Origin of the sequence: Gemmobacter caeni (assembly GCF_003054195.1) — a bacterium.
Taxonomy (GTDB): Bacteria; Pseudomonadota; Alphaproteobacteria; order Rhodobacterales; family Rhodobacteraceae; genus Gemmobacter; species Gemmobacter caeni.
This window is the reverse complement of sequence record NZ_QBKP01000008.1, coordinates 65251-88542: the sequence shown is the minus strand read 5'-3', so window position 1 is coordinate 88542 and position 23292 is coordinate 65251. Positions and strand designations below refer to the sequence as shown.

Here is a 23292-nt window from a genome sequence, read left to right as displayed (position 1 = left end):
TGTCGCCGGTCCAGCATGATGAAAAACGATGGGGAGTCGACATGCTGGAAACCTTTGGCGCACAGGATGCCACCGATCTGGCCGCGCTGGTGGCGCGGGGCGAGGTCAGCCCGCAGGAATTGCTGGATGCCTCGGTCGCCGCTTCGGCGGCGCTGAACCCAAAGCTCAATGCCGTGGTTCTGCCGCAGATCGAGGTGGCGGAACGCCATATCACCGGGGGGCTGCCGCGTGGTCCCTTCACCGGCGTGCCGTTCCTTCTGAAGGATCTGGGCTGCGAGGCGGTGGAGTTTCCCTCGCACAACGGCTCGCGCCTGCTGGCCGATACACGCTATGATCGCGACAGCGCGATCTATACCCGAATCCGCGCGACAGGCGTAGTAATCTGGGGCCGCACTACCAGTCCCGAGGGCGGTGTGGGCGCGGCGACCGAATCCGCCGTCTATGGCGGACCGACGCGGAACCCGTGGAACCCTGACCATACATCGGGCGGATCATCCGGAGGGGCCGGGGCGGCGGTGGCGGCCGGGATCGTGCCTTTCGCGCATGGGTCGGACGGCGGTGGATCGGTGCGCATTCCCGCCTCCTCCTGCGGGCTGTTCGGGTTCAAGCCGACGCGGGCGCGGCTGCCCGATGGCCCCTATGTGGGTGAGGGCTGGGCCGGCATGGCGATTGACGGTTTCTTGACCCATTCGGTGCGCGACACGGCCCTGATGCTGGACGCCTGCACCGGGCCGGACCTTGGTGCGCCCTATCACGCGCCACCGCTGGCACGCAGCCATGCCGATGCGATCAGCCGCCCGCCGCGCCGGTTGCGGGTGATGCTGGTCGACACCACCTTTACCGGCACTGCGATTCACCCCGAGGTGCGCGAGGCCGTGCTGGCCGCCGCACGCCTGCTGGAAAGCCTTGGCCATGAGGTGACGCCGGGCCTGCCCGCTGCCGATGTGCCGATGATGATGCGCGCCTGGACCGATATCGTGGGCGTCGGCACCGCATTGGGCATCGCCAAGGCGCTGAAAGGCCGCCCCCTGACCCCCGATCTGGTCGAGGGCGTCGGACGCGGCTCGGTGGCCCATGCCGAAACGCTGCACCCCACCCGCTATCTGGAGGCGGTGGGCCAGATTCACGCCTTCGGGCGGCAGATGGCAGCGGTCTTCGACCCCGAAACCGGACCGGGATATGACATCATCCTGTCGGCCACGCTGGCAGAACCGCCCGCCAGGGTTGGCCGCTTTGCGCATACAACTGAGGATTATGTGGGCTACCGCACCGGCCCCGGCGGCATCTTCGACTATTCCCCATTCTGCGCGGTGTTCAACGCTTCGGGCCAGCCCGCCGTCTCCGTCCCCTTGGGTATGACAAAGGGGGGATTGCCGGTCGGCATCCACCTCGCTGCCCGCTTTGGCGCGGATGAAGAACTGATTGCTTTGTGTGCAGAAGTCGAAAAAGCCGCCCCCTGGACAGGAAGAAAGCCCAAACTGCGGGCAAAATAGCTTGCGCCACGGGGATAACCCGGAAAATATGATCAAAACTCACGACGGAATCGGCAACGGGGGGTCCGCCAGTGACGGAATATGCAATCGAGGCCCGCAACGCGGTCAAGGCGTTCGGGCAGGGCGATGTGGCGGTCAGGGCGCTGGACGACGTTTCCATCCAGATCCGAAAGGGTGAGTTCTTCACCCTGCTTGGCCCCTCGGGCTGTGGCAAAACCACGTTGTTGCGGCTGATCGCGGGGTTCGAAACCCCGACTTCGGGGCAGATCCTGCTGGACGGGCAGGACATCACCGCCCTGCCCCCGAACCGCCGCCCGGTGAATACGGTGTTCCAAAGCTATGCGCTGTTCCCGCATCTGACGGTGGCGCAGAACGTGGCCTTCGGGCTTCAGATGCTGGGCCGCCCCAGGGCCGAGGTTGACCGGACGGTCGAACGCATGCTGGCGCTGGTGAAGCTGGAGCCGATGGCCGGACGTAAGACCTCGCAGCTTTCGGGTGGGCAGCAACAACGCGTCGCACTGGCCCGCGCGCTGGCGCCCACGCCGAAGGTTCTGCTGCTGGATGAACCGCTTTCGGCGCTGGACCTGAAGCTGCGCAAGGAAATGCAGGTCGAACTCAAGCGCCTGCAAACCGAAACCGGCATCACCTTCGTCTTCGTCACCCACGATCAGGAAGAAGCCCTGACCATGAGCGACCGCATCGGGGTGATGAGCGCAGGCAAGCTGCAACAGGTGGGCGCCCCGCGCGAGATTTATACGACGCCGGTCAACCGCTTCGTCGCCAGCTTCATCGGCGAGACGAATTTCCTGCCCGCCGTGCTGGGTGCCACCGGGGCGGTGCTGGGCAGCGGTGATGTGCTGGCGCTGAGCACCGGCGGCAAGACCGGCCCCGCCACTTTGGCCGTCCGCCCCGAACAGGTGCGGCTGGTGCCTGCGGGCGAACCGGGCAGCCTGCCCGCCACCATCACCGGCTGGGTCTATTTCGGCACCGACACCCATGTGCATCTGGCGTTGCGCGACGGCACCGAGGTGGTGGCCCGCCTGCAAAGCGGCGCGACCGGCGACAGCGCCCTGACGAAGGGCGAGGCGGTGGGCCTGCGCTTCACCGATGGCGCGCTTCAGATCCTGGGGGACTGAGCCATGAGCATGGAAAGCGAGGCCCGTTCCCGCCAGACCCGCCGCGCCTGGGCACTTTCGACACCGGCGCTGCTGCTGCTGTTCCTTGCCGCCGCCGGGCCGCTGCTGATCGTGCTGGTCTATTCCTTCCTGCTGCCGGGCAAATACGGCAATGTGGAATGGGGCTTCAGCCTTGATGGCTGGCGCGGCATCCTTTATTCCCGCGATATCTTCGACGGGTCACTGAAGCTCGCCGACGCGCATCTGACGATCTTCTGGCGCTCGGTCAAACTGTCGCTGCTGACCACGATCATCACCTTCGTCGTGGGCTTTCCGACGGCATGGTTCATCGCCACAAGGGCGCCGAAAGCGCGGGCCATGTGGCTGTTTCTCATAACCATTCCGTTCTGGACCAACCTGCTGATCCGCACCTTCGCGATCAACGAGGTTCTGCGCAACGAAGGTATCGTCAACACCGTGCTGACCAAGGCCGGGCTGATTGATGCTCCAATCCGCATGATCAACACCGATTTCGCGGTGCTGGTGGGCATGGCCTATGTCTATCTGCCGCTGATGGTGCTGCCGCTGTTTGCGGCGATCGACCGTTTCGACATGAAGCTGCTGGAGGCGGGCTATGATCTTTATGCCAGCCGCATGGCCGTGCTGCGCCGGGTGATCCTGCCCATCGTCAAACCGGGGATCGTGGCGGGCTCGATCCTCGTCTTCGTGCCCTCGCTGGGGGCCTATGTGACGCCGCGCGTGCTGGGCGGCGGCAAGAACATGATGATCGGCAACTTCATCGAACTGCAGTTCGGCCAGGGCCGCAACTGGCCGCTGGGTGCGGCACTGTCAATGGCGCTTCTGATGATCGTCATGGTAGCGCTGCTGGTCTATGTGCGCGCTGCGACGAAAGGGAGCAACCCGCATGGCTGACCGCAACTTTTCAGCCACCCGCATTCCGGGCTTTGCCACCATCGCCGTCGCCGCCTTTGTCGTGCTTTACCTGCCGATCTTCACGCTGGTGATCTATGCCTTCAACGCAGGGCAAAGCATCGCGGTGTGGGAAGGTATCTCGTTCCACTGGTTCGCGAAGGCCTGGGCCAACGAGGCGGTGAAATCTGCGACGCTGCGCTCGCTGATCATCGCGGTCTCGGCCTCGGCCATCGCCACCAGCGTGGCCACCATGGCCGCGCTTGGCACCACCCGCCGCCCGGCCTTTCGGGGGCAGACCTTCATCTATGTGATGATCAACCAGCCGCTGATGGTGCCGGAAATCGTGACCGCCGTTGCCTTGCTGATCTTCTTCGGGGTCATCAAGCAGGCGACCGGCTATCAGGGCCTCGGCTATCTGATCCTGGCCCATACGGCCTTCTGCATTCCCTTTGCCTATCTGCCGATCCGCGCCCGGCTGGAAGGGATGGACCTCAGCCTCGAAACTGCCGCCGCCGATCTTTACGCCTCGGACTGGCAGACCTTCCGCTTTGTCACCCTGCCCCTGCTGTTTCCGGGAATCATCGCGGGCGCGATGCTGGCCTTCGTCATCAGCCTTGACGATGTGGTCATCACCGAATTCGTCAAGGCGGGCGGGCAGGATACGCTGCCCACCTACATGCTGGGCCAGATGCGCCGCGCCATCACGCCCGAAGTCAATGCAATCTCCACAGGTCTGCTTGCGCTGACCGTGGTTCTTCTGACCGCGTTCTTTCTGCTGACCCGCAAGAAGGGCTGAAGCCCCGAACCCTAGCCACCACCAACAAGGAGAGAAGATATGAAGAAACTGCTTGGTGCCAGCGCCCTGCTGCTGGCCAGCACCAGCCTCGGCCATGCTGCGGGCGAATTGCAACTCTTCAACTGGGGCAATTACACCAGCCCCGAGCTGCTGGAGAAATTCGAGAAAGAGACCGGCATCAAGGTCACCGTCACCGACTACGACAGCAACGACACCGCGCTCGCCAAGGTCGAGGCAGGCGGGCATGGCTTTGACCTTGTGGTGCCTTCGGCCAACTATGTTCCGATCTGGGTGGAAAAAGGCCTGCTGACCGAACTCGACCGTTCCAAATTGCCGCATTTTGGCAATATCGCGCCGCAGTGGATCGACGTGGCCTGGGACAAGGGCCGCAAATATACTGTGCCGTGGCAATGGGGCTCGACCGGCATCGCCGTGAATACCTCGGTCTATGGCGGTGACATCAACACCTCTGCCGTCTTTCTGGACGTGCCGGAAGAGCTGAAGGGCAAGATCAACGTCGTCCCCGAGATGAACGACGTGGTGAACCTCGCGATCTGGTATGTCGGGGGCGAACCCTGCACAGAAGATACCGAGGTACTGAAAAAGGCGCGTGATGCGCTGCTGGCCGCCAAGCCCGACTGGCTGAGCATGGATTACGGCGCAACCGAAAAGCTGTCGAACAACGACTGGGCCGCCAGTGTGAACTGGAACGGCTCGACCATGCGGGCGCGTCTGGCCAATCCGGCGGTGAAATACGGCTATCCGAAGGAAGGCTACCCACTGTTCATGGATTCGGTCGGTCTGCTGGCTGACGCCAAGAATGTCGAGGAAGCCTACAAGTTCATCGACTTCATCATGCTGCCGGAAAATGCGGCCATGCTGTCGGCCTTTGCCCGCTACGCCAATGGCATCACGGGTTCCGAGGAATTCATGCCCGAGGACATGAAGACCGCGCCGGAAGTGGTGACCCCCGAAGAGTTTCAGGCGTCGGGCCACTTCCTGCCGACCTGTTCGCCCAAGGCGCAGGAATACATGACCGCGATCTGGACCGAGCTTCAGAAGTAAACGCGGGCTCTGAGGTCGGGGCGGGGGGCTGTCTCCCCCCGCACCCGCGAGGATATTTATGAACAGATGAAGGAGGAAAGCGTGGAGCTTTCCGGGTTGAGCGCTTCGGACCTGTCGCGGCTGATTGCCGCGCGCGAGGTGAAGCCGTCTGAGGTGATGGCGGCGCATCTTGACCGCATGGCGGCGGTGAACGGGGCGGTGAATGCCGTGGTATCAGCACGCGATCCCGATGTGCTGATGGCCGAGGCGCGGGCAGCGGATGAGATGGCACCGCGCGGCTGGCTACACGGGATGCCCCACGCGGTGAAGGATCTTGTGGCGGTGAAGGGGCTGCGCAGCACTTACGGCTCGCCGCTGTTTGCCGGTTTTGTGCCGGGGGCTGATGATCTGGTGGCGGCACGGCTGCGGGCCGCCGGGGCGATTTTCACCGGCAAGACCAATACGCCGGAATGGGGCCACGGCAGCCATTCCTTCAACCCGGTCTTTGGCGTCACGCGCAATCCCTATGACCTTTCGCGCACGGCGGGCGGGTCATCGGGCGGGGCGGCGGCGGCGCTGGCGGCGCGGCTGGTGACGGTGGCGGATGGCAGTGACATGATGGGTTCGCTGCGCAATCCGGCCGCCTTCTGCAACATCTATGGGTTCCGCCCGACCTGGGGTCTGGTGCCTTCCGATGCGGTGGGCGACACGTTCATGGCGACGATGGCGACAGAGGGGCCGATGGGCCGCACGGTCGAGGATGTGGCACGGCTGCTGGGCGTGCTGGCAGGCGAGAACCCCGAAGTACCGTTCGGCCGCGCAGTGGAACCCTATGCAGACCGGCTGGAGATCGACCTCCGAGGGCTGCGCATCGGCTGGCTGGGCGACTGGGGCGGCGCCTATGGTTGCGAGCCGGGGATTCTGGACCTGTGTCAGGCCGGATTGCGGGTGCTGGAGGATCAGGGCGCGCGGATCGAGCCCGTCGCCCCGCCCTTCCCGGCCGAAAAGCTGTGGCAGGCCTGGCTGACGCTGCGCGCCTTCCTGAATGCCGGAGCCAAAGGCGCAATGCGCGACGATCCGGCGAAATGGGACCAGCTCAAGCCCGAGACGCAATGGGAGATCGAACAGGGTCTGCGCGTCACCGCCGCCGAGGTGCATGAGGCGAGCGTCATCCGTTCACGCTGGTATGCCCGCGCAGCCAGACTGTTCCGGCAGTATGACGCGCTGGTGATGCCCACCGCGCAGGTCTGGCCCTTCCCCGCTGACTGGCGCTGGCCGCAGGACATCGCGGGGCGGAAGATGGACACCTATCACCGATGGATGGAGGTGGTGGTGCCCGTCAGCCTGATCGGCCTGCCATCGCTGGCCGTGCCCTGCGGATTCGGGCCGCAGGGTCTGCCGATGGGGATGCAGATATTTGGTCCGACCGGGGCAGATGCGAAGGTGCTGGCCATCGGCCAGCAATATCACCGCGCGACCGACTGGCCAGGGCGTCAGCCGCCGGTAGTTTGATCCGGCAGCGCGACAGGTTCGGGCGGGCTGTCGCCAGCCGGCGTAGCCAGCAGCAGAGCCGGATGGCGCAAGGCCTCGTCCCCGCTGTCAAAACGCAGGCGGCACAAGCCTTCTTCGTCGCCTGTCACGACTGCCAAGGCCTGACGGTCCGGCACGGTGACCAGCGCGCCCGGCTCGCAAACCGGCAGCGCCTGCGCAGGTGTCGCCAGCAGCAGGAAGGCGAGATCAAGCCTGCGGAACACAGGTCATCTCGGTGAACAGGCTCGAACCGCCCAGCACAAAGCCCGTGCCCTCCACCCGCCCCGTCACGCCGTTCATGGTGCCTTGCGTGACCTCGAACACCCCCTCGCCCCGCCGGGTCCAGATGCTTTCGGCACCATAGTGGTCGCGCAGTTTACCGCCTTCGAGGATCTCCAGCGGGAAGGGGTCAGCCACGCCACCCGGATCAGAGCAGGCATAGGCACCCGGCGTCAGCATGCCACCCGCGCCGCCGGTGTCGGCCAGCCGCAACAGTGCATCGGGCGGGGCGGCGGTCATGTTGCAATCTCCCATGGTGATCATGCAGATCGCGCCCATGTCCTGCGTAATCGTACCCGGCCCGCTGAAGCCCGGAACAGTGACGGTCTCGCCGACCTCGCAGCCCACCAGCGGGCCAGAGGTTTCGGCCTGGACGGCGGCAGGCAGACACAGCAACAGGGCAGAGAACAGGCGCATGGGGAAACCTCGACAGAACAATCGCGCGCATCCTGCCAAAAGCACGCCGCAGGGGATAGAAAAAAATCCCCACCCGTTTGCGGGGCGGGGGCAGTGGGGCGCCTGTGGGCGGCGCCCGGACCGCTGACTGGGGATCAGCGGATATCCTGTGTCGGACGCGGGGTCGCGCCGGTTTCCGGCGGCAGTACAGGCACGGTGATCTGCGGGAGTGTGCCTGTCAGGCTGTCGAGGAAGGCCACAAGCCGTGCGGTTTCCTCGGGCTTCAGCGCCTCGCCCAGCTGGCTTTCGGCCATGATTTCCACCGCGACATCCAGATCCCAGACCTTGCCGGAATGGAAATAGGGCGCGGTCAGCGCAATGTTGCGCAAAGGCGCAGCACGGAAGACATATTCGTCGTCCGCTGTCTCGGTCACGGCGAAGCGCCCCTTGTCACCGACAGGCAGCACATCGGCGCCGGGCTTTTCGACCAGACCGAAGGGGTAATAGCCATGGCCGCCGATATTGACGCCCGAGTGGCAGGACGAACAGCCCTTGTCCATGAACAGCTGCAACCCGGCCCGCGCCTCCGTCGACAAGGCGTTGTCATCGCCATTCAGCCAAGCGTCGAAGGGTGCGGGGGTGATCAGTGTCGCCTCGAACGCCTCGATCGCTCTGGCCATGTTGTCAAATGTCACAGGATCGGCCTCGCCGGGAAAGGCGGTGGCGAAGGCCTCGGCATAGGCGGGCATGGATTTCAGCGTCACCACCACATTTTCGGGCGTGTTCGCCATTTCCACCCCGGCCTGCACCGGCCCCTTGGCCTGGGCCTTAAGATCATCCGCGCGGCCATCCCAGAACTGCGCCTCGTTCAGCACGGCATTGAGTGCGGTCGGCGCGTTGCGCGGCCCCTTCTGCCAGCCATGACCGACTGAAGTCTCCATATTATCGTCACCGCCCGTCGCAAGATTGTGGCACGAATAGCAGGAGAACACGCCCGAGGCTGACAGTCGCGGATCGAAGAACAGCGACTTTCCAAGCGCGATCTTGTCCGGCGTCACCGGATTGTCCTTCACCGCCGGAATGGTGGAGGGCAAGGGCCTGAACGCCTCCAGTGCGGCGTCGCGCAGGGCATCGGCCTGCGCCGCCCCTGTCATGAGCGTGGTGGCCAGTAGCAGGATGGTCAGCTTGCGCATCCCGGTCTCTCCTCGTCTCTTGCAGCGCGTCCGGGCCCAGACTGCCCTGTCTGGTCGCTGCCGACTTTGAGTTAGATCAATTCTAATTCTAGTATCTCAGATAGAACTTCCCGCGCTTGCCAGCCGCGCCTGTCCCGCCTAAGCACGGGGCAGACCTTCCTGTGGTGCGTGAATGTGGCTTTATCGCCTGATCCTGCGGTTTCTGTTCCCGGCCTTGCTGGGCGTGGCACTGTGGCAGCGACTGACCCGGCGCACCGGCGCCGGGGCGCTGGCCGAACGGATGGGGCTGGGCGGACAGCCGGTGGACCTGTGGCTGCATGGCGCCTCGAACGGCGAGCTTGCCTCGGCCCGCTGGCTGGTGGAGCGGGTCATCGCGGCCCGGCCAGGGCTGCGCATGGTGGTGACCTGCAATACCGGAACCGCGCGGGCGATGGTGGCAGGCTGGAACCTGCCGGGGTTGGCAGCCCGTCTGGCCCCCTTTGACACTCCCGGTGCGGTCGGTCGTTTCATTGCAGGCTGGCAACCGCGCACGCTGATCCTGCTGGAAAACGAACTCTGGCCTGAACGGATTGCCCGCATGGCCGGACGCGGCCCGGTGATCCTTCTGGGCGCGCGGATGTCCGAACGCTCGGCCCTGCGCTGGGGGCGCCGGGCGCCGGGCATCCTGCGGGCTGTTCTGGGCGGGGTGACGCTGGCCTCGGCACAGGATGCGGCTTCAGAGGCGCGGCTGGTCACGCTTGGCCTGCCCGCCAGCAGCCTCGGTCCCCGGCTGATGCTGAAGGCACGCGCGGCGGCAGCCCCGCCCGTCACCCTCCCCTTCTCTCCGCCGCATCCGCGCGCACGCATCCTGCTGGCGGCTTCCACCCACGAAGGGGAAGAGGCCGTGGTGCTGGCGGCCTTTGCGACCGCGCGGGCCACTTTTGATCTGCTGATCCTCGCCCCGCGCCACCCACGCCGCAGCGCCGCCATCGCGACGCTGATCGCGGCGGGCGGGCTGCCCTATGCCACACGCTCGGCAGGCGAGACGCCGGGGCCGGAGGTGGCGGTCTACCTGGCCGATACGCTGGGCGAGATGCCGAACTGGTATGCGATGGCTGGGGCCACAGTGATCGGCGGCAGTTTCGCCGCCAGGGGAGGACATACGCCGTTTGAGCCTGCGGCCCATGGCTCGGCCATCCTGCACGGGCCCTCGGTGCATAACTTCACAGAGGTTTTCGCCTCGCTCGACAGCGGTGGCGGCGCGATTGCCACCGACGAGACCAGTCTGGCCAGCGCCCTTACCGGCTGCAATGCGGCAGCACAGGCGCGTCTGGCCGCCCGCGCCGCCGATCTGCTGACCGGCGAGGATGCCGCAGCCGCGCTGCTGGGCGCAGTTCTGAATCACCTCCCCGACGCGCGTTCCGTCAGCGGGTAATCCGCCAGAAGATCATAGCGCGCGCCCTTGCGTGCCGGGTATGAGGCGTAAAGGCCGATGGCCTCGACCTGCCAGGGCCCGGCGCGAAAACCATGAGCGGCCGCCACCGCCGCTTCCAGCCGGGCGCGCTGATCCGGCTCCAGCGCCCCGGCCCGGCCCAGCGTCACATGCGGGTTGAACCCCTGTGTCGCGACCGGAATGCCCGCCTGCACCGCCACCCGCGCCACACGCGCCTGCAGGTGCCGCAGCGACCCGCTCTCCGCCACACCCGCCCAGATCACGCGCGGCCGCACTCCGCCAAACAGCCCTGCCCCTTCCAGCGTCAGGCTGAACTGAGCCGCCGCAAGTCCCGACAGCCCGTCATGCAGCGCCTCCAGCACCGGCTCGGGGTGGTCGCCCAGAAAGGCCAGCGTCAGGTGAAAATCCTCCGGCTCCAGCCGCCGGGGCAAGGGCAACAGGGCCTGTAGCATGGCCAGGTCGCGGCGGATACCTTCGGGAAGTCCGATGGCGATGAAAGCACGGATCGTCATGCGGCCTCCTGCGGGTTCGGCCCATGCTGCCGCGACCTGCGCGGCGCTGCAACCGTCAGCGCCGCGCCAGCACGGCCAGCCGGTCACGGATCTGAGGCCGGACCGGGCCGCCGCGCGGCGGGTCGAGCAGCGTGGCGTAGATCTGTTCTGACGGCAAGGCGCGCGCGCCGCCGTTCCAGCCCAGAGCACGCAACACCGCCTCGGCGCCGGGCGGCAGGCGGTCGGGCATCTCCTGCCCCGACAAAAGCCCCCAGATCGCAGCCCAGGCCCGCCCCACCGTCCACGGATTGTAGCCTCCGCCGCCAGTGACAATCAGCCGGGGCGCCAGCGGCTGCAACGCCGAAACCGCCGCCAGATAGGCCCGGTTCGACAAGGCGAGCCGCGCCAGCGGGTCTTCGGCCAGACCGTCCACCCCGCATTGCAGCACGATGGCCTCGGGCCGGTGCGCCGCCACACGGGGCAACACCAGCCGGTCCATCACCAGCGCCAGTTCGTCATCGTGAAAACCGCGCGGCACCGGCAGGTTGAAGGCATTGCCACCAGCATCATCCTCCAGCCGCCCCGTGAAGGGCCAGCGGTTTTCCTCATGCACGGAAATCAGCAGGATCTCCGGCTGACCGGCAAAGGCCGCCTCCACCCCGTCGCCATGATGCGCGTCCAGATCGACATAGGCCACACGCGCCAGACCCGCCCGGCGCAGCGCCGCCACCCCCAGAGCCACATCGTTCAGATAGCAAAAGCCCGCAGCCCGCCCGGCAAGGCCATGATGCGTGCCCGCGCCCGGCACATGGATCACGCCGGATGGCACCGCTGCCAGGGTTTCCGCCGCCCAGAGCATCGCTCCCGCCCCGGTCGCGGGACGCCGGAACATTTCGGGATAACAGGGGTTGGTCAGCGTGCCGAGACCGAAGCGCGGGCGCCAGTCATCGGGCAGCGGCTGCCCGGCGCGGGTCAGGCTTTCGGCCTGTACCAGCGCCTCCAGATAACCCGGATCGTGCAGCAGCGTCAGTGCGGCGGGTTTGGCGCGCGGGCTGGTGCGATAGGCCTGCGGCGTCAGCCATCCCAGTGCGCGGCACAGATCCATGACCACCGGCACACGCGGCACGCGCAACGGATGCAGCCCGCCATAGGAGGAACCACGATAGATTTCGGAGCCCAGAAACAGCGGCCCGACCGGCGCGGATGTCACGGCAGGACAGCCTCCACCGCCCCGGTAATCGCAGCCGACAGCGGGGTAACCGGCGCGCCCCAGGTACCGCGCGGCAGGCCATCCGGCCCCAGCAGCACCTTGTTGAAATTCCAGCCGGGGGTGAAGCCATGCTCCTCTGCCATCCAGCGATAGAACGGATGCGCCCCCGCCCCGCGCACATGGGTAATGCGGGTCATCGGCAGGGTCAGATCGAAGGTCAGCGCACAAAACTCCTTGACCGCCGCGTCGTCTTTCAGCTCCTGCGCAAAATCGTCGGAAGGCACCGCCAGAACCACCAGCCCGCGCGGGCCGTAACGATCCTGCAAGGCTTGCAGGGCATCATATTGCGGCGTGAACCCACAAAGGGAGGCAGTATTGACCACAAGAACAGGACGCCCACGCCAGTCCGATGTATCCAGCGTGCCGCCGTCAATGCCATCAAAGCGGAAAGCCGGAGCAGCGGCAGCAAGGGCAGGTCCAAAACCGGCAACCGCAAGGGCGGCGCCGATCAGCATGCGACGGTGAATGCGTTTCATCCCCTGTTCCTTTCCGGCCGCCTTCAGCGCGGGGCCGTTACGGGCAATGGCCAGTTTGCGGCCCCCCGCAAGCAACGCTGAACCTGGCTTCCGGTTCCCGCAAGAAGGATCTCCCGTAGCAGAGGTTGGTCTTGCCGTCAGTCGAACCTATGTTCCATAATCAGGGTTCAGACAGACCCAAGATACAGAGAATCCCGCAAAGGAACATACCCGTTCTTGTGTAGCGGGCCGTAACAGGCAGGCAATGACGTGACGATTGAAATGAGGCCCGAGATGCCGCCCCCCGAACCGGCGGATACCCGCACACAATACGGTGCGCTGTGCTGGCGCGCCGGTCGTGAAGGGATCGAGGTGCTGTTGATCACCAGTCGCGATACCGGGCGCTGGGTGATCCCGAAGGGCTGGCCGATTGACGGGCTCAGCCCCGAAGCCTCTGCCGCCCGCGAGGCGTGGGAGGAAGCGGGGGTGGAAGGTCAGGCGGATACGCATTGTCTGGGGCTTTATTCCTACGACAAGGGGCTGGGGCGCGGCGAGGGGCCGAAACGCCAGACGGTCCCCTGTGTCGTGGCAGTCTACCCGCTGCAGGTGTCGGCCCTTGCTGGCAGCTTCCCCGAGGAAAAACAGCGCCGCCGCAAGTGGTTCCGCCCCCGCAAGGCGGCCCGCAAGGTGGCCGAGCCCGAGTTGCAGGCCCTGCTGGCCAACCTTGACAGCCGGGCGGTGTTTCCGGGCAAGACCGCTGGCGGTGCTTGATTTCCGTCGCCGGGCGGGCCATCTGTGACAGATACCCAACCCCGGAAAAGGCCATGATCCGCTATTCGCTGCACTGCGCCGAAGGACATGATTTTGAAAGCTGGTTCGCCTCGGCCACTGCTTTCGACGATCTGAAGGCCCGCGGGCTGGTGAGCTGTGCGCTTTGCGGTGGCAACCGGGTGGAGAAGGCACTGATGGCCCCGGCAGTCGCAGCCAAAGCGGCGGAGCCAGCGGCCCGGCCCGATCTGAAAGCGCCTGCCTCTGAAATTGAAACCGCGCTGGCGGCGCTGCGCCGCGAAGTCGAGGCAAACTCCGAATATGTCGGGATGAACTTCGTTTCCGAGGCACGGCGCATGCATGCGGGCGACAGCCCCGAACGCGCAATCCATGGCGAGGCCCGGCCTGACGAAGCGCGCAAGCTGATCGAGGAAGGCGTGCCCGTCGCGCCGCTGCCCTTCCTGCCCGTACGAAAGGCCAACTGATGCAGCATCTCCTGATCACCGGCGCCGGGCGTGGCATCGGCCGCGCGCTGGCCACCACTGCGGATGCGCGGGGCTGGCAGGTGACCGGCACGACCCGCGGCACCCCGCCCGAGACGCCTGCAATCCGCTGGGAGCGGCTGGATGTGACCGATCCGGCGTCGCAGACAGCCCTCGCCGCGCAGCTGGGTCCGCTGGATGCGGTGATCTGCAATGCAGGGGTGCTGCTGGATCGCGGGCAGCGGCTGGAGGATGGCTATGCGCCGGAGCTTTGGGCCGAAAGCTTTGCCACCAACGTCACAGGCGTCTTTCTGACGGTGCAGGCCGTGCTGCCCCTGTTGCGGGCCAGTCGCGGGCGCATCGTCATCCTGTCATCGCAGATGGGCTCTACCCAGCGTGCGCCGGGCGGCAGCTATGCCTATCGGGCCTCCAAGGCGGCGGTGTTGAATCTCGGGCGCAATCTCGCCACCGATCTGGCACCCGAAGGCATTGCCGTCTCGATCCTGCATCCCGGCTGGGTGCAGACCGACATGGGCGGAAGTGGCGCCGAAATCACGCCCGAGGCCGCCGCCGAAGGCATTCTGGACCGGCTGGACGCGCTGGACGTTGCCACGACCGGCAGGTTTGAAACCTGGGACGGCCGTGCCCATCCGTTCTGACCCCGGCCGACCCGGCCCTGACGGACCGGGCCTGCCGTCAGATCAGATCTGTTTCTCCGGCAGATTGACCACCAGACCGTCCAGCGCATCGCTGACCTTCAGCTGGCAGGTCAGACGCGAGCGTACCGGATCGGGCTGCCACGCGAAATCCAGCATATCCTCTTCCATCGCGTCCTTCTTGGGCAGGCGGTCCACCCATTCCGTCGCGACATAGACGTGGCAGGTGGAACAGGCACAAGCGCCGCCACAATCGGCCTCGATCCCCGGCACGCCATTGTCGCGCGCGCCTTCCATCACCGTCAGGCCGGTCGCGACCTCGATGACATGCTGGGTTCCGTTATGCTCCACATAGGTGATCTTCGCCATTTCGCCGGGCCTTTGTTCACAGGTTGCGGCAAAGACATAGGCGAAATCGGCGCGGGCTTCCAGCCCGGCGGCGACAGGTCTTGCCCCCCTTTCGCCGCACGGATTTTGCCGTTACTCTGCCCCGGCCTGAAGGCAGAACGAGCAGCAACAGAGACCCGATGATCCGATCCCGCGCCCTCCTGCGCCCCGCGCCGGTCGCCCTTTTCCTTGCGCTGATCGCTCTGGCAGGCTGCCAGCCCGGCACCGGAACGCAGGGCCCGGCGACCGCCGATCTGGCCGCAGACGTGATCCGCCCGCCCTCGCCCTTTGACCCGCTGCCCAAGGGTGGCCCCGGTGAATGCTGGGCCGCCGATGTCACCCCCGCCGTGTTCGAGACGGTGACCGAACAGGTGCTGGTGACCGAAGCGCAGCGCGATGCCGCCGGAAACCTGATCGCCCCGCCGGTCTACAGCAGCGAGGCGCATCAGCGTGTGGTGAAGGAACGCGAAGCGGTACATTTCCGCACCCCCTGCCCCGACCAGATGACCGTGGCTTTCGTGGCAACGCTTCAACGGGCGCTGAAGGCGCGGGGCTATTACATGGCGCCGGTCAGCGGCACGATGGATGCCGCCACGGCGGAATCGATCCGTCGCTTTCAGGAGCCGCTGGGCCTTGACAGCCCCACGCTGTCCCTGCGCGCGGCGCGGGCGCTGGGGATCGTCACAACAGATCTGGACGAGATACAATGACCCTGACCCAAAGACAGGCTGCCTACGAGGCTGAAGTGCTGCGCCGCTGGCAGGACCAGAGCGATGGCGCGCATGATCTGGGCCACCTGCGCCGGGTCTGGCGCAACTGCCAGACCATCGCACTGGCCGAGGGCGGCGCCGATACCGAGGTTCTGCTGGCCGCCGCCTTCTTTCACGATCTGGTCAATCTGCCGAAGAACCACCCCGAACGGGCACAGGCGTCGCGCCTTTCCGCACGCGCGGCGGTCGACTGGCTGGCAACACAGGGGTTTCCGGCGGAAAAACTGCCCGCTGTCGAACATGCCATCGCGGCCCACAGCTTTTCCGCCGCCATCCCACCCGAAACGACAGAGGCGCGCATCCTTCAGGATGCCGACCGGCTGGAGGCGCTGGGCGCGCTGGGGATAGCCCGGATGTTCTATGTCGCAGGTGCGATGGGCGGCGCGCTGTTCGATGCCGACGACCCTTTGGCCAGCCACCGCCCGCTGGATGACCGGGCCTTCGCGCTGGACCATATCGAGGTAAAGCTGCTGCCGCTGGTGCACGCCATGCAGACCACCGAGGGCCGCCGCATGGCCGAGGAAGGCGCCGACTGGCTCATGTCCTTCCGGTCACGCCTGCTGCGCGAGATCGGCTGAACCGGATGCAGCGGCGGTTGATCCTTGCGGCGCTTATCGTCGCCCTGCCCGGCGCCTGGGTTTATACCAAGGCCATGGCGCGCCTTGCGCCCGGTGATCCGCCGGTTATGGCTGCCCCGGCAGAACAGGCCGATCTGATCCGAGTGGACAAGGCCGACCGGAAGATGGAGCTTTGGCAGGGCGAAAGGTTGCTGCGCAGCTATGCCATCGTGCTGGGCGCGGCGGCAGATGACGGCCACAAGCGTCACGAAGGCGACGAGCGCACGCCCGAGGGCCGCTATGTCATCGACTGGCGCAACCCCCGGTCCTCGGCCTATCTGAGCCTGCACATTTCCTATCCCGACGCCAGCGACCGCGCGGCGGCCCATGCCGCAGGCCAGGACCCCGGTGGTAATATCATGATCCACGGCCTGCCGAACGGCTGGGGCTGGCTTGCACCGCTGCACCGGCTGCGTGACTGGACCGATGGCTGCATCGGCGTCACCAATGCCGAGATGCATGAGATCTGGGCCCTGGTCCCCGATGGCACACCCATCGAGATCCGCCCCTAGCCCTGCGACAGCTGCTCTTTCGGGATTGGCCGGGAGTGGCCGGTTTCGTCGATGGCGACAAAGGTGAAGGTCGCATCGGTCACCTTGATGTTTTCGGTGTCATAGCGATGGCGGCGCCAGGCCTCGACATGGATGCGCATGGAACTGCGGCCGGTGCTTTCCAGATCGGCGTAGATCGAAACCACATCCCCCACCTTCACTGGCTTGAGGAAGGTCATCCCTTCCACCGCGATGGTGACCGACCGGCCACGGGCGATACGGGCGGCAAGGTTGCCTGCGGCAAGGTCCATCTGCGCCATCAGCCAGCCGCCAAAGATGTCACCCGCCGGGTTCGTATCGGCGGGCATGGCAATAGTGCGGATCACCGGCTCGTGGTCGGGCGGGGTTGCAGTTGTGTCTGGCATGGCGGCGGCTCCTGTTTACAAGGCAAGAATGCCGCGATGCGGCACAGGGGGGAAGCCCCGGCTGCGCTCCGGACAAACAAAAAGGGCGGCGGGTTGCCCCGCCGCCCTTTCCTGTATTTGCGCCTCGCTTACTCGACCGACAGTGCCACGAAACGCGGGTCTCCATCGCGGCGGATCAGCAGCAGGATGGATTTGCGGCCCGCATCCTTGGCTTCCGTCAGGCGGTCTTTCAGATCCTCGATACGGCTGACCTTCTGCTGGCCAGCCTCGGTGACCAGATCGCCTTCGCGCAGGCCCTTGGTGAAGGCTTCCGACGTGCCGTCGACCTTGGTGACCACCAGGCCTTCGGTGCCGTCGGGCAGGTTCATCTGCGCCGCCAGTTCCTCGGTCACCGGCGACAGGGTCAGACCCAGAAGCTCTTGCCGGGCGGGCGCGGTGTCGCCTTTCTTGGCAGCGGTGTTTTCAACCTTCTCGGCATCTTCCCGGCGGCCCAGCGTCACGCTCAGCGTTTCGGACTTGCCTTCGCGCAGAACCAGAACCTTTACCGCCTCGCCAACCGGGGCATCGGCCACACGACGAGTCAGATCACGCACATCCCGGATTTCATTGCCCGCGAAGCTGACGATCACGTCGCCCGCCAGAATGCCGCCATCCTTGGCCGGGCCATCCGGCACATCCGTGACCAGCGCCCCCTTGGAACCCTTGGCAAGGCCCATCGCCTCGGCCACGTCCGGGGTTACGTCCTGAATGCGCACGCCCAGCCAGCCACGGCGGGTTTCACCGAACTGGCGCAGCTGATCCACGACCTTGTTGACCACATTCGACGCCATCGAGAAGCCGATGCCGATGGAGCCGCCGTTGGGCGACAGGATCGCGGTATTCACGCCGATCACCTGCCCGTCCATGTTGAACAGAGGGCCACCCGAGTTGCCTTTGTTGATGGCGGCATCGGTTTGCAGATAATCGTCATAGGTGCCGGTCAGCGCACGGTTCCGGGCCGAAACGATGCCCGCCGAAACCGAGAAGCCCTGACCCAGCGGGTTGCCCATGGCCACCACCCAATCGCCCACGCGCATCAGATCGCTGTCACCGAAGTTGACGAAGGGCAGCGGCTTGTCGCTTTCCACTTTCAGCAGCGCGATATCGGTCTTGGGGTCGGTTCCCACCAGTTTCGCGGGCAGACGGTCCCCCGAGAAGAACTCGATCTCGATCTGGTCGGCGCCTTCGATGACGTGGTTATTGGTGACGATATAACCGTCCTCGGAAATCACGAAGCCCGAACCCAGCGCCTCGGACCGGCGCGGCTCGCCGTTCGGGTTCTGGAACTGGTCGAAGAAATCCTTGAAGGGCGAGCCGTCGGGCAGTTGCGGCATGTCCTCGGTCGAGGTTTCGACCACGGCAGAAGTGGTGATGTTCACCACCGCAGGGCTGATCTGTTGCGCCAGATCGGCAAAGCTTTCGGGGGCGCCGCGCGCTTCGGCGCGCGTGATCGGCCCCATGGCCACCGCGAGGCCCAGAAGTATCGCGCCCGCCAGGCGGATCAAGCCGACGCGGGGCGGGGCCGATGCGATTTCCATGGAAATGGCTCTGGATTGCACCGCTCTCTCCTTTCGGTTGCAAGTTCCGTCCCGGAACCTGTCCGGGTATGGCGCTATAGACAACAGTAAGCCGGTTTCGACGCAATGCAAACCAAGTCGCGCCGCGTCAACTGGGTGTGAGATACTGTTTCAACCCGCCGGCTTCAGCCGGAGGAAGGCCCGAAGCCGAGGCTGCGGGCCAGCCACAGCAGCGCCACACCTGCTGCCAGCGCCGCCAGACCCGCCATGCGGCGCTGTGACACGGTCATCGCCGCAATCAGCGCCAGAAGCTGCGGAATACGCGAAGGGGCCAGCGCAAGCACCAGCCCCTCGATCACGCAGGCAGCGCCGATCAGCCAGAGGATCAGCGCCATGCCCGTTACTGCTGCCTGCCCTGCGCATCCCGCAGGTAATCGAAGAATTCGCTGTCGGGCGTCAGCACGATCGACGAATTTCCAGATTTCAGCGCCCGTTCATAGGCAGTCAGCGAGCGGGTGAAGGCAAAGAACTCCGGGTCGCGCCCGAAAGCCTCGGCATAGATTGCGTTCCGCTTGGCATCGGCCTCACCACGGATCACCTCGGCCTGGCGTCGTGCGTCCGAGGTCACCTCGACCACACTGCGGTCAGCGGCGGCGCGTACGCGGCTTGCGGCCTCGTTACCACGCGCGATCTCGTCTGCCGCCTCACGCTGCCGTTCGGCCCGCATCCGGGCGAAGGTCGCGGCAAGGTTCTGATCCGGCAGGTCCGTGCGGGTCAGCCGCAGGTCGATCACCTCGACACCGAGGCTCTGCGCCTCGCGCTTGGCGATATCGCGGATGCGGTTCATCAGCGCTGTCCGGTCGTTCGAGGTCACGGCATTCAGCGGCACCGAGCCCAGAACCTCGCGGATCGCGGCGGAAACCACCGGGCCAAGCCGTGCCTGCGCCGCCTCGACACCACCGGGGCCGACGGCCTCGCGGAAGTCGATCAGGTTGTCGATGCGCCAGCGGGCGAAGGCATCGACAATCAGGCGACGGTTGTCGCTGAGCGTGACCTCCAGCGGCTGCGTTTGCAGACCCAGAATCCGGTCCTCATAGCTGACGACGTCCTGAATGAACGGCAGTTTGAAGCCCAGGCCCGGCTCGGTCACCTCTTGCTTGACCTGACCGAATTGCAGGATCAGCACCTGATCGCGCTCATCGACGATGAAGATCGAGGACAGGCCGGTGACGACGGCGATGAAAGCGGCGCCAAGGAAGAAGGGGGCTTTCGACATGTCAGTTGCTCCCCTGCGGCTTGGGCTGTTCGGCCGGACGGACCAGTTCGTTCAGCGGCAGATACGGCACGACGCCCGAACTGCCCTGATCCTTCTCGTCCAGAATGACCTTGTTCATGCCACCAAGAACATTTTCCATGGTTTCCAGATACATCCGCTTGCGCGTCACATCCGGCGCCTTGACATATTCCTGATAGACGGCGCCGAAGCGGCTCGCCTCGCCCTCTGCGGCGTTGGTCACCTGGGCGCGATAGGCCTCGGCGTCCTGGGTGATGCGCGCGGCTTCCCCCCGTGCACCCGCGGTCACGCGGTTGGCATAGGCATCGGCCTCTTTCTCCAGCCGGTCGCGTTCCTGCTGCGCGGCCTGCACCTCACGGAAGGCATCGCGCACCTCATCCGGCGGATCGGCGCGGTTGAAGTTCACCCGCACGACATTGATGCCGGCCTGATAGCTGTTAAGCGTGTTCTGCACCGCCTCACGCAGCTCGGCGGCAATCGGGCCACGGCCGGTGTTCAGCACCGGGATCAGTTCGGACCTGGCAATGATGTCGCGCATGGCCGAGGCCGAAACCGCGCGGATCGTATCGGCGGGGTCCGCCAGATTGAACAGATAGTCGGCCGGGTTCGACACGTTCCAGACCACCTGGAAGTCAATGTCCACGATGTTCTGGTCACGGGTCAGCATCAGCCCGCCATCCATCTCGCCGTTGCGGCCAGTGCCGATATCGGTCGTCCGTTCGCCGGTCACCTGCACCACTTCGGCGGTGACAAAGGGCCAGGGCGCGAAGTTCAGGCCGGGGTTCCCCACCGCGCTGAACTTGCCCAGAAACAGTTCAACCGAGCGTTCCTCGGGCTTCACTGTATAGAACGAGGCATAAGACCACAGGCCCGCCAGCACCAGCGCGGCCAGCGCGATGCCGGGCTTCGACAGGATCGGCCCAACGGGTGAGCCGCCATTGCCACCGCCGCCACCCGAACCGCCGGGGCGCCCACGCCCCCCCATCAGCACGCGAAGCTGTTCCTGTCCCTTTTTCACGATCTCGTCGATCTCGGGAATCTGGGGTCCATCGTTTCCGGGCCTGCGCGGCCCGCCACGCCCGTTGTCGCGGCCGTCGCGGTCGTCACCGCCTCCACCGCCGCCACCGCCCCACGGTCCTCCATTCGACATCGACTTTTCCCTAACTGTTTTCGTTTCCAGCTAACTGGTCATTCCGGCGTGAAAATCAACCCTGAATCCCCGCGGTTGAGAGCTTTGGTCGCAGACTGGCGCCCTACCCCCGGCGCACCGGATTGCGCATCGTCACCAATTCCTCGGAAATGGTCGGATGCACGGCCACGGTACGGTCGAAATCTTCCTTCGTCGCCCCCATTTTCACCGCGATGGCGGCAAGCTGGATCATCTCGCCCGCGCCGGGGCCGACGATATGGCAGCCGAGCACCTTGCGGCTGGACTGGCTGACCACCAGCTTCATCAGCACGCGGTCCTGCCGCCCTGCGAACAGCGACTGCATCGGACGGAAGCTGGCCGCATAGACCTCGACCGGCTCCTGATCGCGGGCCGCCTCTTCGGTCATCCCGACAGTGCCAAGCTCCGGCTGGGTAAAGACGGCAGAGGCGACCAGTTCGTGATCTGCCTTGCGCGGTTTGCCCCCGAACACCGTATCCGCAAAGGCATGGCCCTCGCGGATCGCGACCGGGGTCAGGTTGATCCGGTTGGTGACATCGCCAACAGCATAGATCGAGGGCACGGAACTCTGGCTCCAGTCATCCACCTTCACCTCGCCATTGCGACCCAGTTCGACGCCCAGAGTCTCCAGCCCCAGACCGGAGGTATTAGGTTTGCGGCCAGTGGCATAAAGCACCAGATCGAATTCGCGCTCGGTGCCATCCGTTGCCACAGCGCGGATGCCGCCATGCGTCTTCTCCAGCCGCAGCACATCAGTGCCGCAATGGATGGTGACACCTGACGCCTGCATGGCGGTTGCCACATGACCCCGCGCCTCGTCATCGAAGCCGCGCAGAATTTGCGCCCCGCGATAATACTGGCAGACATTGACGCCCAGACCGTTGAGGATGCAGGCAAACTCTGACGCAATAAAGCCGCCGCCCACCACCAGCGCCCGCTTGGGCAGCTTTTCCAGACGGAACATCTCGTTCGAGGTAACGGCCAGTTCGGCGCCGGGCACATCCGGCACGAAGGGACGCCCGCCGGTGGCGATCAGGATATGTTTCGCGGTGAGACGCTGGCCCTCGGCCAGTTCTACCGTATGCGCATCAACCACCGTGGCACGCTGGTCGAAGATTTGCACCCCCGCGCCGGTCAGGCCGCCCCGATAGGCCGCCTCCAGCCGGTTCAGCTCTGCCTCAAGCTGCACGCGGAAATGGCCCCAGTTGAAGGCGCCCGCCTCGACCTTCCAGCCGTAGGCGCGGGCATCCTCGATCAGGCCCGGATATTCACTGGCATAGACCATCAGCTTCTTGGGCACGCAGCCACGAATGACACAGGTGCCGCCCATGCGATATTCTTCGGCCAGCGCGACCTTGGCCCCGCCTTCGGAGGCGGCGATCCGCGCCGCGCGCACGCCACCAGAACCGCCACCGATAACGAACAGATCGTAGTCGTATGCCATCTCAGTCGTCCGCATCGGTGAAGATGTTGTCGCTCGGCGCCAGATCAATATGGCCGTCCTCGACCTCGCCCGAGTTGATGTCACGCACCGTCACACGGCCGTCGCCATGGCCCACCACCACGATATCGCAGATGTCGATGAACAGCCCGTTTTCCACCACACCCGGGATCTGGTTCAGCACCAGCGAAAGCTGACGCGGATTGCCGATGCGTTTCAGATGCAGGTCAACGATGTAATTCGCCTCGTCCGTCACCAGAGGCGCGTCGCCATTCATGCGCAAAGTGCAGTCGCGGCTCAGCACATCAAGGCTGACCAGCGTTTCCTCGATCAGCGCCTTGGTGGTCTGCCATCCGAAGGGGATCACCTCGACCGGCAGCGGGAAGGCGCCAAGCTGCGCCACCTCTTTCGCGGCATCAGCAATGACGATCATCTGGTCGCTGGCCGTCGCCACGATCTTTTCCTGCAACAGCGCCGCGCCGCCGCCCTTGATAAGGTTCAGCTGGCTGTCGATTTCATCGGCGCCGTCAATGGTGAGATCCAGCCATTTCGCATCATCCAGCGACACAACCGGCACGCCGAGGCTGCGGGCCAGTTCGGCGGTGCGGCTGGAGGTTGGCACGCCCTTGACCTTCAGCCCCTCCTCGCGGATGCGTTCTGCCAGACAGCGCACCATCCATGCAGCGGTGGAGCCGGTGCCAAGGCCCAGCTTCATGCCCGATTCCACATAATCCACCGCGCGTTTGGCGGCGACGAACTTGGCCTTGTCGATGGGCGAAAGATCGGCGGGCATGGCAACTCCTCGGCTTT

At 65.5% G+C, this 23292-nt stretch carries 27 protein-coding genes; 13 read left to right on the top strand and 14 right to left on the bottom strand.

Going from position 1 to position 23292, the window contains the following annotated elements; genetic code table 11:
• The first annotated feature begins 41 nt into the window (after positions 1 to 41).
• From C8N34_RS13575 to C8N34_RS13550, 6 genes are all read left to right on the top strand, one after another.
• Positions 42 to 1493, top strand: coding sequence for an amidase (locus C8N34_RS13575; protein WP_108129280.1), 1452 nt, complete (start codon positions 42 to 44; stop codon positions 1491 to 1493).
• Positions 1494 to 1564: 71 nt separating this feature from the next.
• Positions 1565 to 2629, top strand: coding sequence for an ABC transporter ATP-binding protein (locus C8N34_RS13570; protein ID WP_054302247.1), 1065 nt, complete (start codon positions 1565 to 1567; stop codon positions 2627 to 2629).
• Positions 2630 to 2632: 3 nt separating this feature from the next.
• Complete coding sequence (locus C8N34_RS13565) at positions 2633 to 3541, top strand: ABC transporter permease (RefSeq protein WP_054302248.1); 909 nt, start codon at positions 2633 to 2635, stop codon at positions 3539 to 3541.
• On the top strand, positions 3534 to 4337 hold the full coding sequence (locus C8N34_RS13560; RefSeq protein ID WP_054302249.1) for an ABC transporter permease: 804 nt from the start codon (positions 3534 to 3536) through the stop codon (positions 4335 to 4337). Before C8N34_RS13565 ends, C8N34_RS13560 begins: the two co-directional genes overlap by 8 nt.
• Positions 4338 to 4376: 39 nt before the next feature.
• Entirely contained in the window at positions 4377 to 5402 is a 1026-nt protein-coding gene (locus tag C8N34_RS13555) for an ABC transporter substrate-binding protein (protein ID WP_108129279.1), read from the top strand.
• A 66-nt stretch (positions 5403 to 5468) separates the two neighbouring features.
• Entirely contained in the window at positions 5469 to 6893 is a 1425-nt protein-coding gene (locus C8N34_RS13550) for an amidase (RefSeq protein WP_242013807.1), read from the top strand.
• On the opposite strand, the gene C8N34_RS13545 is transcribed toward C8N34_RS13550, so the two are convergent.
• The 3 genes from C8N34_RS13545 to C8N34_RS13535 form a co-directional block, all read right to left on the bottom strand.
• Entirely contained in the window at positions 6875 to 7135 is a 261-nt protein-coding gene (locus C8N34_RS13545) for a hypothetical protein (protein WP_054302251.1), read from the bottom strand. The genes C8N34_RS13550 and C8N34_RS13545 overlap by 19 nt on opposite strands.
• Complete coding sequence (locus C8N34_RS13540; protein WP_108129278.1) at positions 7119 to 7607, bottom strand: hypothetical protein; 489 nt, start codon at positions 7605 to 7607, stop codon at positions 7119 to 7121. The genes C8N34_RS13545 and C8N34_RS13540 overlap by 17 nt, the downstream gene beginning before the upstream one ends.
• A 134-nt stretch (positions 7608 to 7741) precedes the next feature.
• Complete coding sequence (locus C8N34_RS13535; RefSeq protein ID WP_108129277.1) at positions 7742 to 8779, bottom strand: cytochrome-c peroxidase; 1038 nt, start codon at positions 8777 to 8779, stop codon at positions 7742 to 7744.
• 172 nt (positions 8780 to 8951) lie between these two features.
• Here C8N34_RS13535 and C8N34_RS13530 point away from each other — a divergent pair, with 172 nt between their 5' ends.
• Positions 8952 to 10193: a 3-deoxy-D-manno-octulosonic acid transferase gene (locus C8N34_RS13530; protein ID WP_108129276.1), complete on the top strand. Its 1242-nt coding sequence runs from the start codon at positions 8952 to 8954 to the stop codon at positions 10191 to 10193.
• Here C8N34_RS13530 and thpR read toward each other — a convergent pair.
• Genes thpR through C8N34_RS13515 form a run of 3 tightly spaced genes read right to left on the bottom strand, consistent with a single transcriptional unit; the run spans position 10160 to position 12448 of the window.
• Positions 10160 to 10723: an RNA 2',3'-cyclic phosphodiesterase gene (thpR, locus tag C8N34_RS13525; protein ID WP_054302255.1), complete on the bottom strand. Its 564-nt coding sequence runs from the start codon at positions 10721 to 10723 to the stop codon at positions 10160 to 10162. The two genes, C8N34_RS13530 and thpR, sit on opposite strands and share 34 nt — an antisense overlap.
• 55 nt (positions 10724 to 10778) lie before the next feature.
• On the bottom strand, positions 10779 to 11912 hold the full coding sequence (locus C8N34_RS13520) for an acetoin utilization protein AcuC (protein ID WP_242013808.1): 1134 nt from the start codon (positions 11910 to 11912) through the stop codon (positions 10779 to 10781).
• Entirely contained in the window at positions 11909 to 12448 is a 540-nt protein-coding gene (locus tag C8N34_RS13515) for a glutathione peroxidase (protein WP_161806002.1), read from the bottom strand. The genes C8N34_RS13520 and C8N34_RS13515 overlap by 4 nt, the downstream gene beginning before the upstream one ends.
• Before the next feature lie 273 nt (positions 12449 to 12721).
• On the opposite strand from C8N34_RS13515, the gene C8N34_RS13510 reads away from it, so the two are divergent.
• The 3 genes from C8N34_RS13510 to C8N34_RS13500 are packed head-to-tail and all read left to right on the top strand — an operon-like array spanning position 12722 to position 14336.
• Entirely contained in the window at positions 12722 to 13198 is a 477-nt protein-coding gene (locus tag C8N34_RS13510) for an NUDIX hydrolase (RefSeq protein ID WP_229825642.1), read from the top strand.
• Positions 13199 to 13251: 53 nt separating this feature from the next.
• Entirely contained in the window at positions 13252 to 13680 is a 429-nt protein-coding gene (locus C8N34_RS13505; RefSeq protein WP_108129274.1) for a DUF1178 family protein, read from the top strand.
• Positions 13680 to 14336, top strand: a complete 657-nt coding sequence (locus C8N34_RS13500; protein WP_108129273.1) for an SDR family NAD(P)-dependent oxidoreductase — start codon at positions 13680 to 13682, stop codon at positions 14334 to 14336. The genes C8N34_RS13505 and C8N34_RS13500 overlap by 1 nt, the downstream gene beginning before the upstream one ends.
• Before the next feature lie 42 nt (positions 14337 to 14378).
• Here C8N34_RS13500 and C8N34_RS13495 read toward each other — a convergent pair whose 3' ends face one another.
• Complete coding sequence (locus C8N34_RS13495; protein WP_054302260.1) at positions 14379 to 14702, bottom strand: 2Fe-2S iron-sulfur cluster-binding protein; 324 nt, start codon at positions 14700 to 14702, stop codon at positions 14379 to 14381.
• 158 nt (positions 14703 to 14860) lie between these two features.
• Between C8N34_RS13495 and C8N34_RS13490 the strand changes: the two genes are divergently transcribed.
• From C8N34_RS13490 to C8N34_RS13480, 3 genes are read left to right on the top strand one after another with little or no spacing between them, the layout of a single operon-like run.
• Entirely contained in the window at positions 14861 to 15430 is a 570-nt protein-coding gene (locus C8N34_RS13490) for a peptidoglycan-binding domain-containing protein (protein WP_108129272.1), read from the top strand.
• A complete protein-coding gene (locus tag C8N34_RS13485) occupies positions 15427 to 16068 on the top strand; it encodes an HD domain-containing protein (protein ID WP_054302262.1) in 642 nt (213 codons plus the stop codon). The genes C8N34_RS13490 and C8N34_RS13485 overlap by 4 nt, the downstream gene beginning before the upstream one ends.
• 5 nt (positions 16069 to 16073) lie before the next feature.
• Positions 16074 to 16619, top strand: coding sequence for a L,D-transpeptidase family protein (locus C8N34_RS13480; RefSeq protein WP_108129271.1), 546 nt, complete (start codon positions 16074 to 16076; stop codon positions 16617 to 16619).
• On the opposite strand, the gene C8N34_RS13475 is transcribed toward C8N34_RS13480, so the two are convergent.
• The 7 genes from C8N34_RS13475 to rpiA all read right to left on the bottom strand — a co-directional run bounded on the left by C8N34_RS13475 (position 16616) and on the right by rpiA (position 23275).
• Positions 16616 to 17023 (bottom strand): acyl-CoA thioesterase, encoded by a 408-nt coding sequence (locus tag C8N34_RS13475; RefSeq protein WP_108129270.1) that lies wholly within the window; start codon positions 17021 to 17023, stop codon positions 16616 to 16618. The two genes, C8N34_RS13480 and C8N34_RS13475, sit on opposite strands and share 4 nt — an antisense overlap.
• A gap of 128 nt (positions 17024 to 17151) precedes the next feature.
• Positions 17152 to 18621 (bottom strand): DegQ family serine endoprotease, encoded by a 1470-nt coding sequence (locus C8N34_RS13470; protein WP_422387666.1) that lies wholly within the window; start codon positions 18619 to 18621, stop codon positions 17152 to 17154.
• Positions 18622 to 18764: 143 nt separating this feature from the next.
• Positions 18765 to 18974: a DUF2065 family protein gene (locus C8N34_RS13465; protein WP_108129268.1), complete on the bottom strand. Its 210-nt coding sequence runs from the start codon at positions 18972 to 18974 to the stop codon at positions 18765 to 18767.
• Between the two features lie 5 nt (positions 18975 to 18979).
• Entirely contained in the window at positions 18980 to 19855 is an 876-nt protein-coding gene (gene hflC, locus C8N34_RS13460) for a protease modulator HflC (protein ID WP_054302267.1), read from the bottom strand.
• Position 19856: 1 nt separating this feature from the next.
• A complete protein-coding gene (gene hflK, locus C8N34_RS13455) occupies positions 19857 to 21023 on the bottom strand; it encodes an FtsH protease activity modulator HflK (RefSeq protein WP_054302268.1) in 1167 nt (388 codons plus the stop codon).
• 103 nt (positions 21024 to 21126) lie between these two features.
• A complete protein-coding gene (gene gor, locus C8N34_RS13450; RefSeq protein WP_108129267.1) occupies positions 21127 to 22485 on the bottom strand; it encodes a glutathione-disulfide reductase in 1359 nt (452 codons plus the stop codon).
• Between the two features lies 1 nt (position 22486).
• A complete protein-coding gene (rpiA, locus tag C8N34_RS13445) occupies positions 22487 to 23275 on the bottom strand; it encodes a ribose-5-phosphate isomerase RpiA (protein ID WP_108129266.1) in 789 nt (262 codons plus the stop codon).
• Positions 23276 to 23292 lie beyond the last annotated feature (17 nt).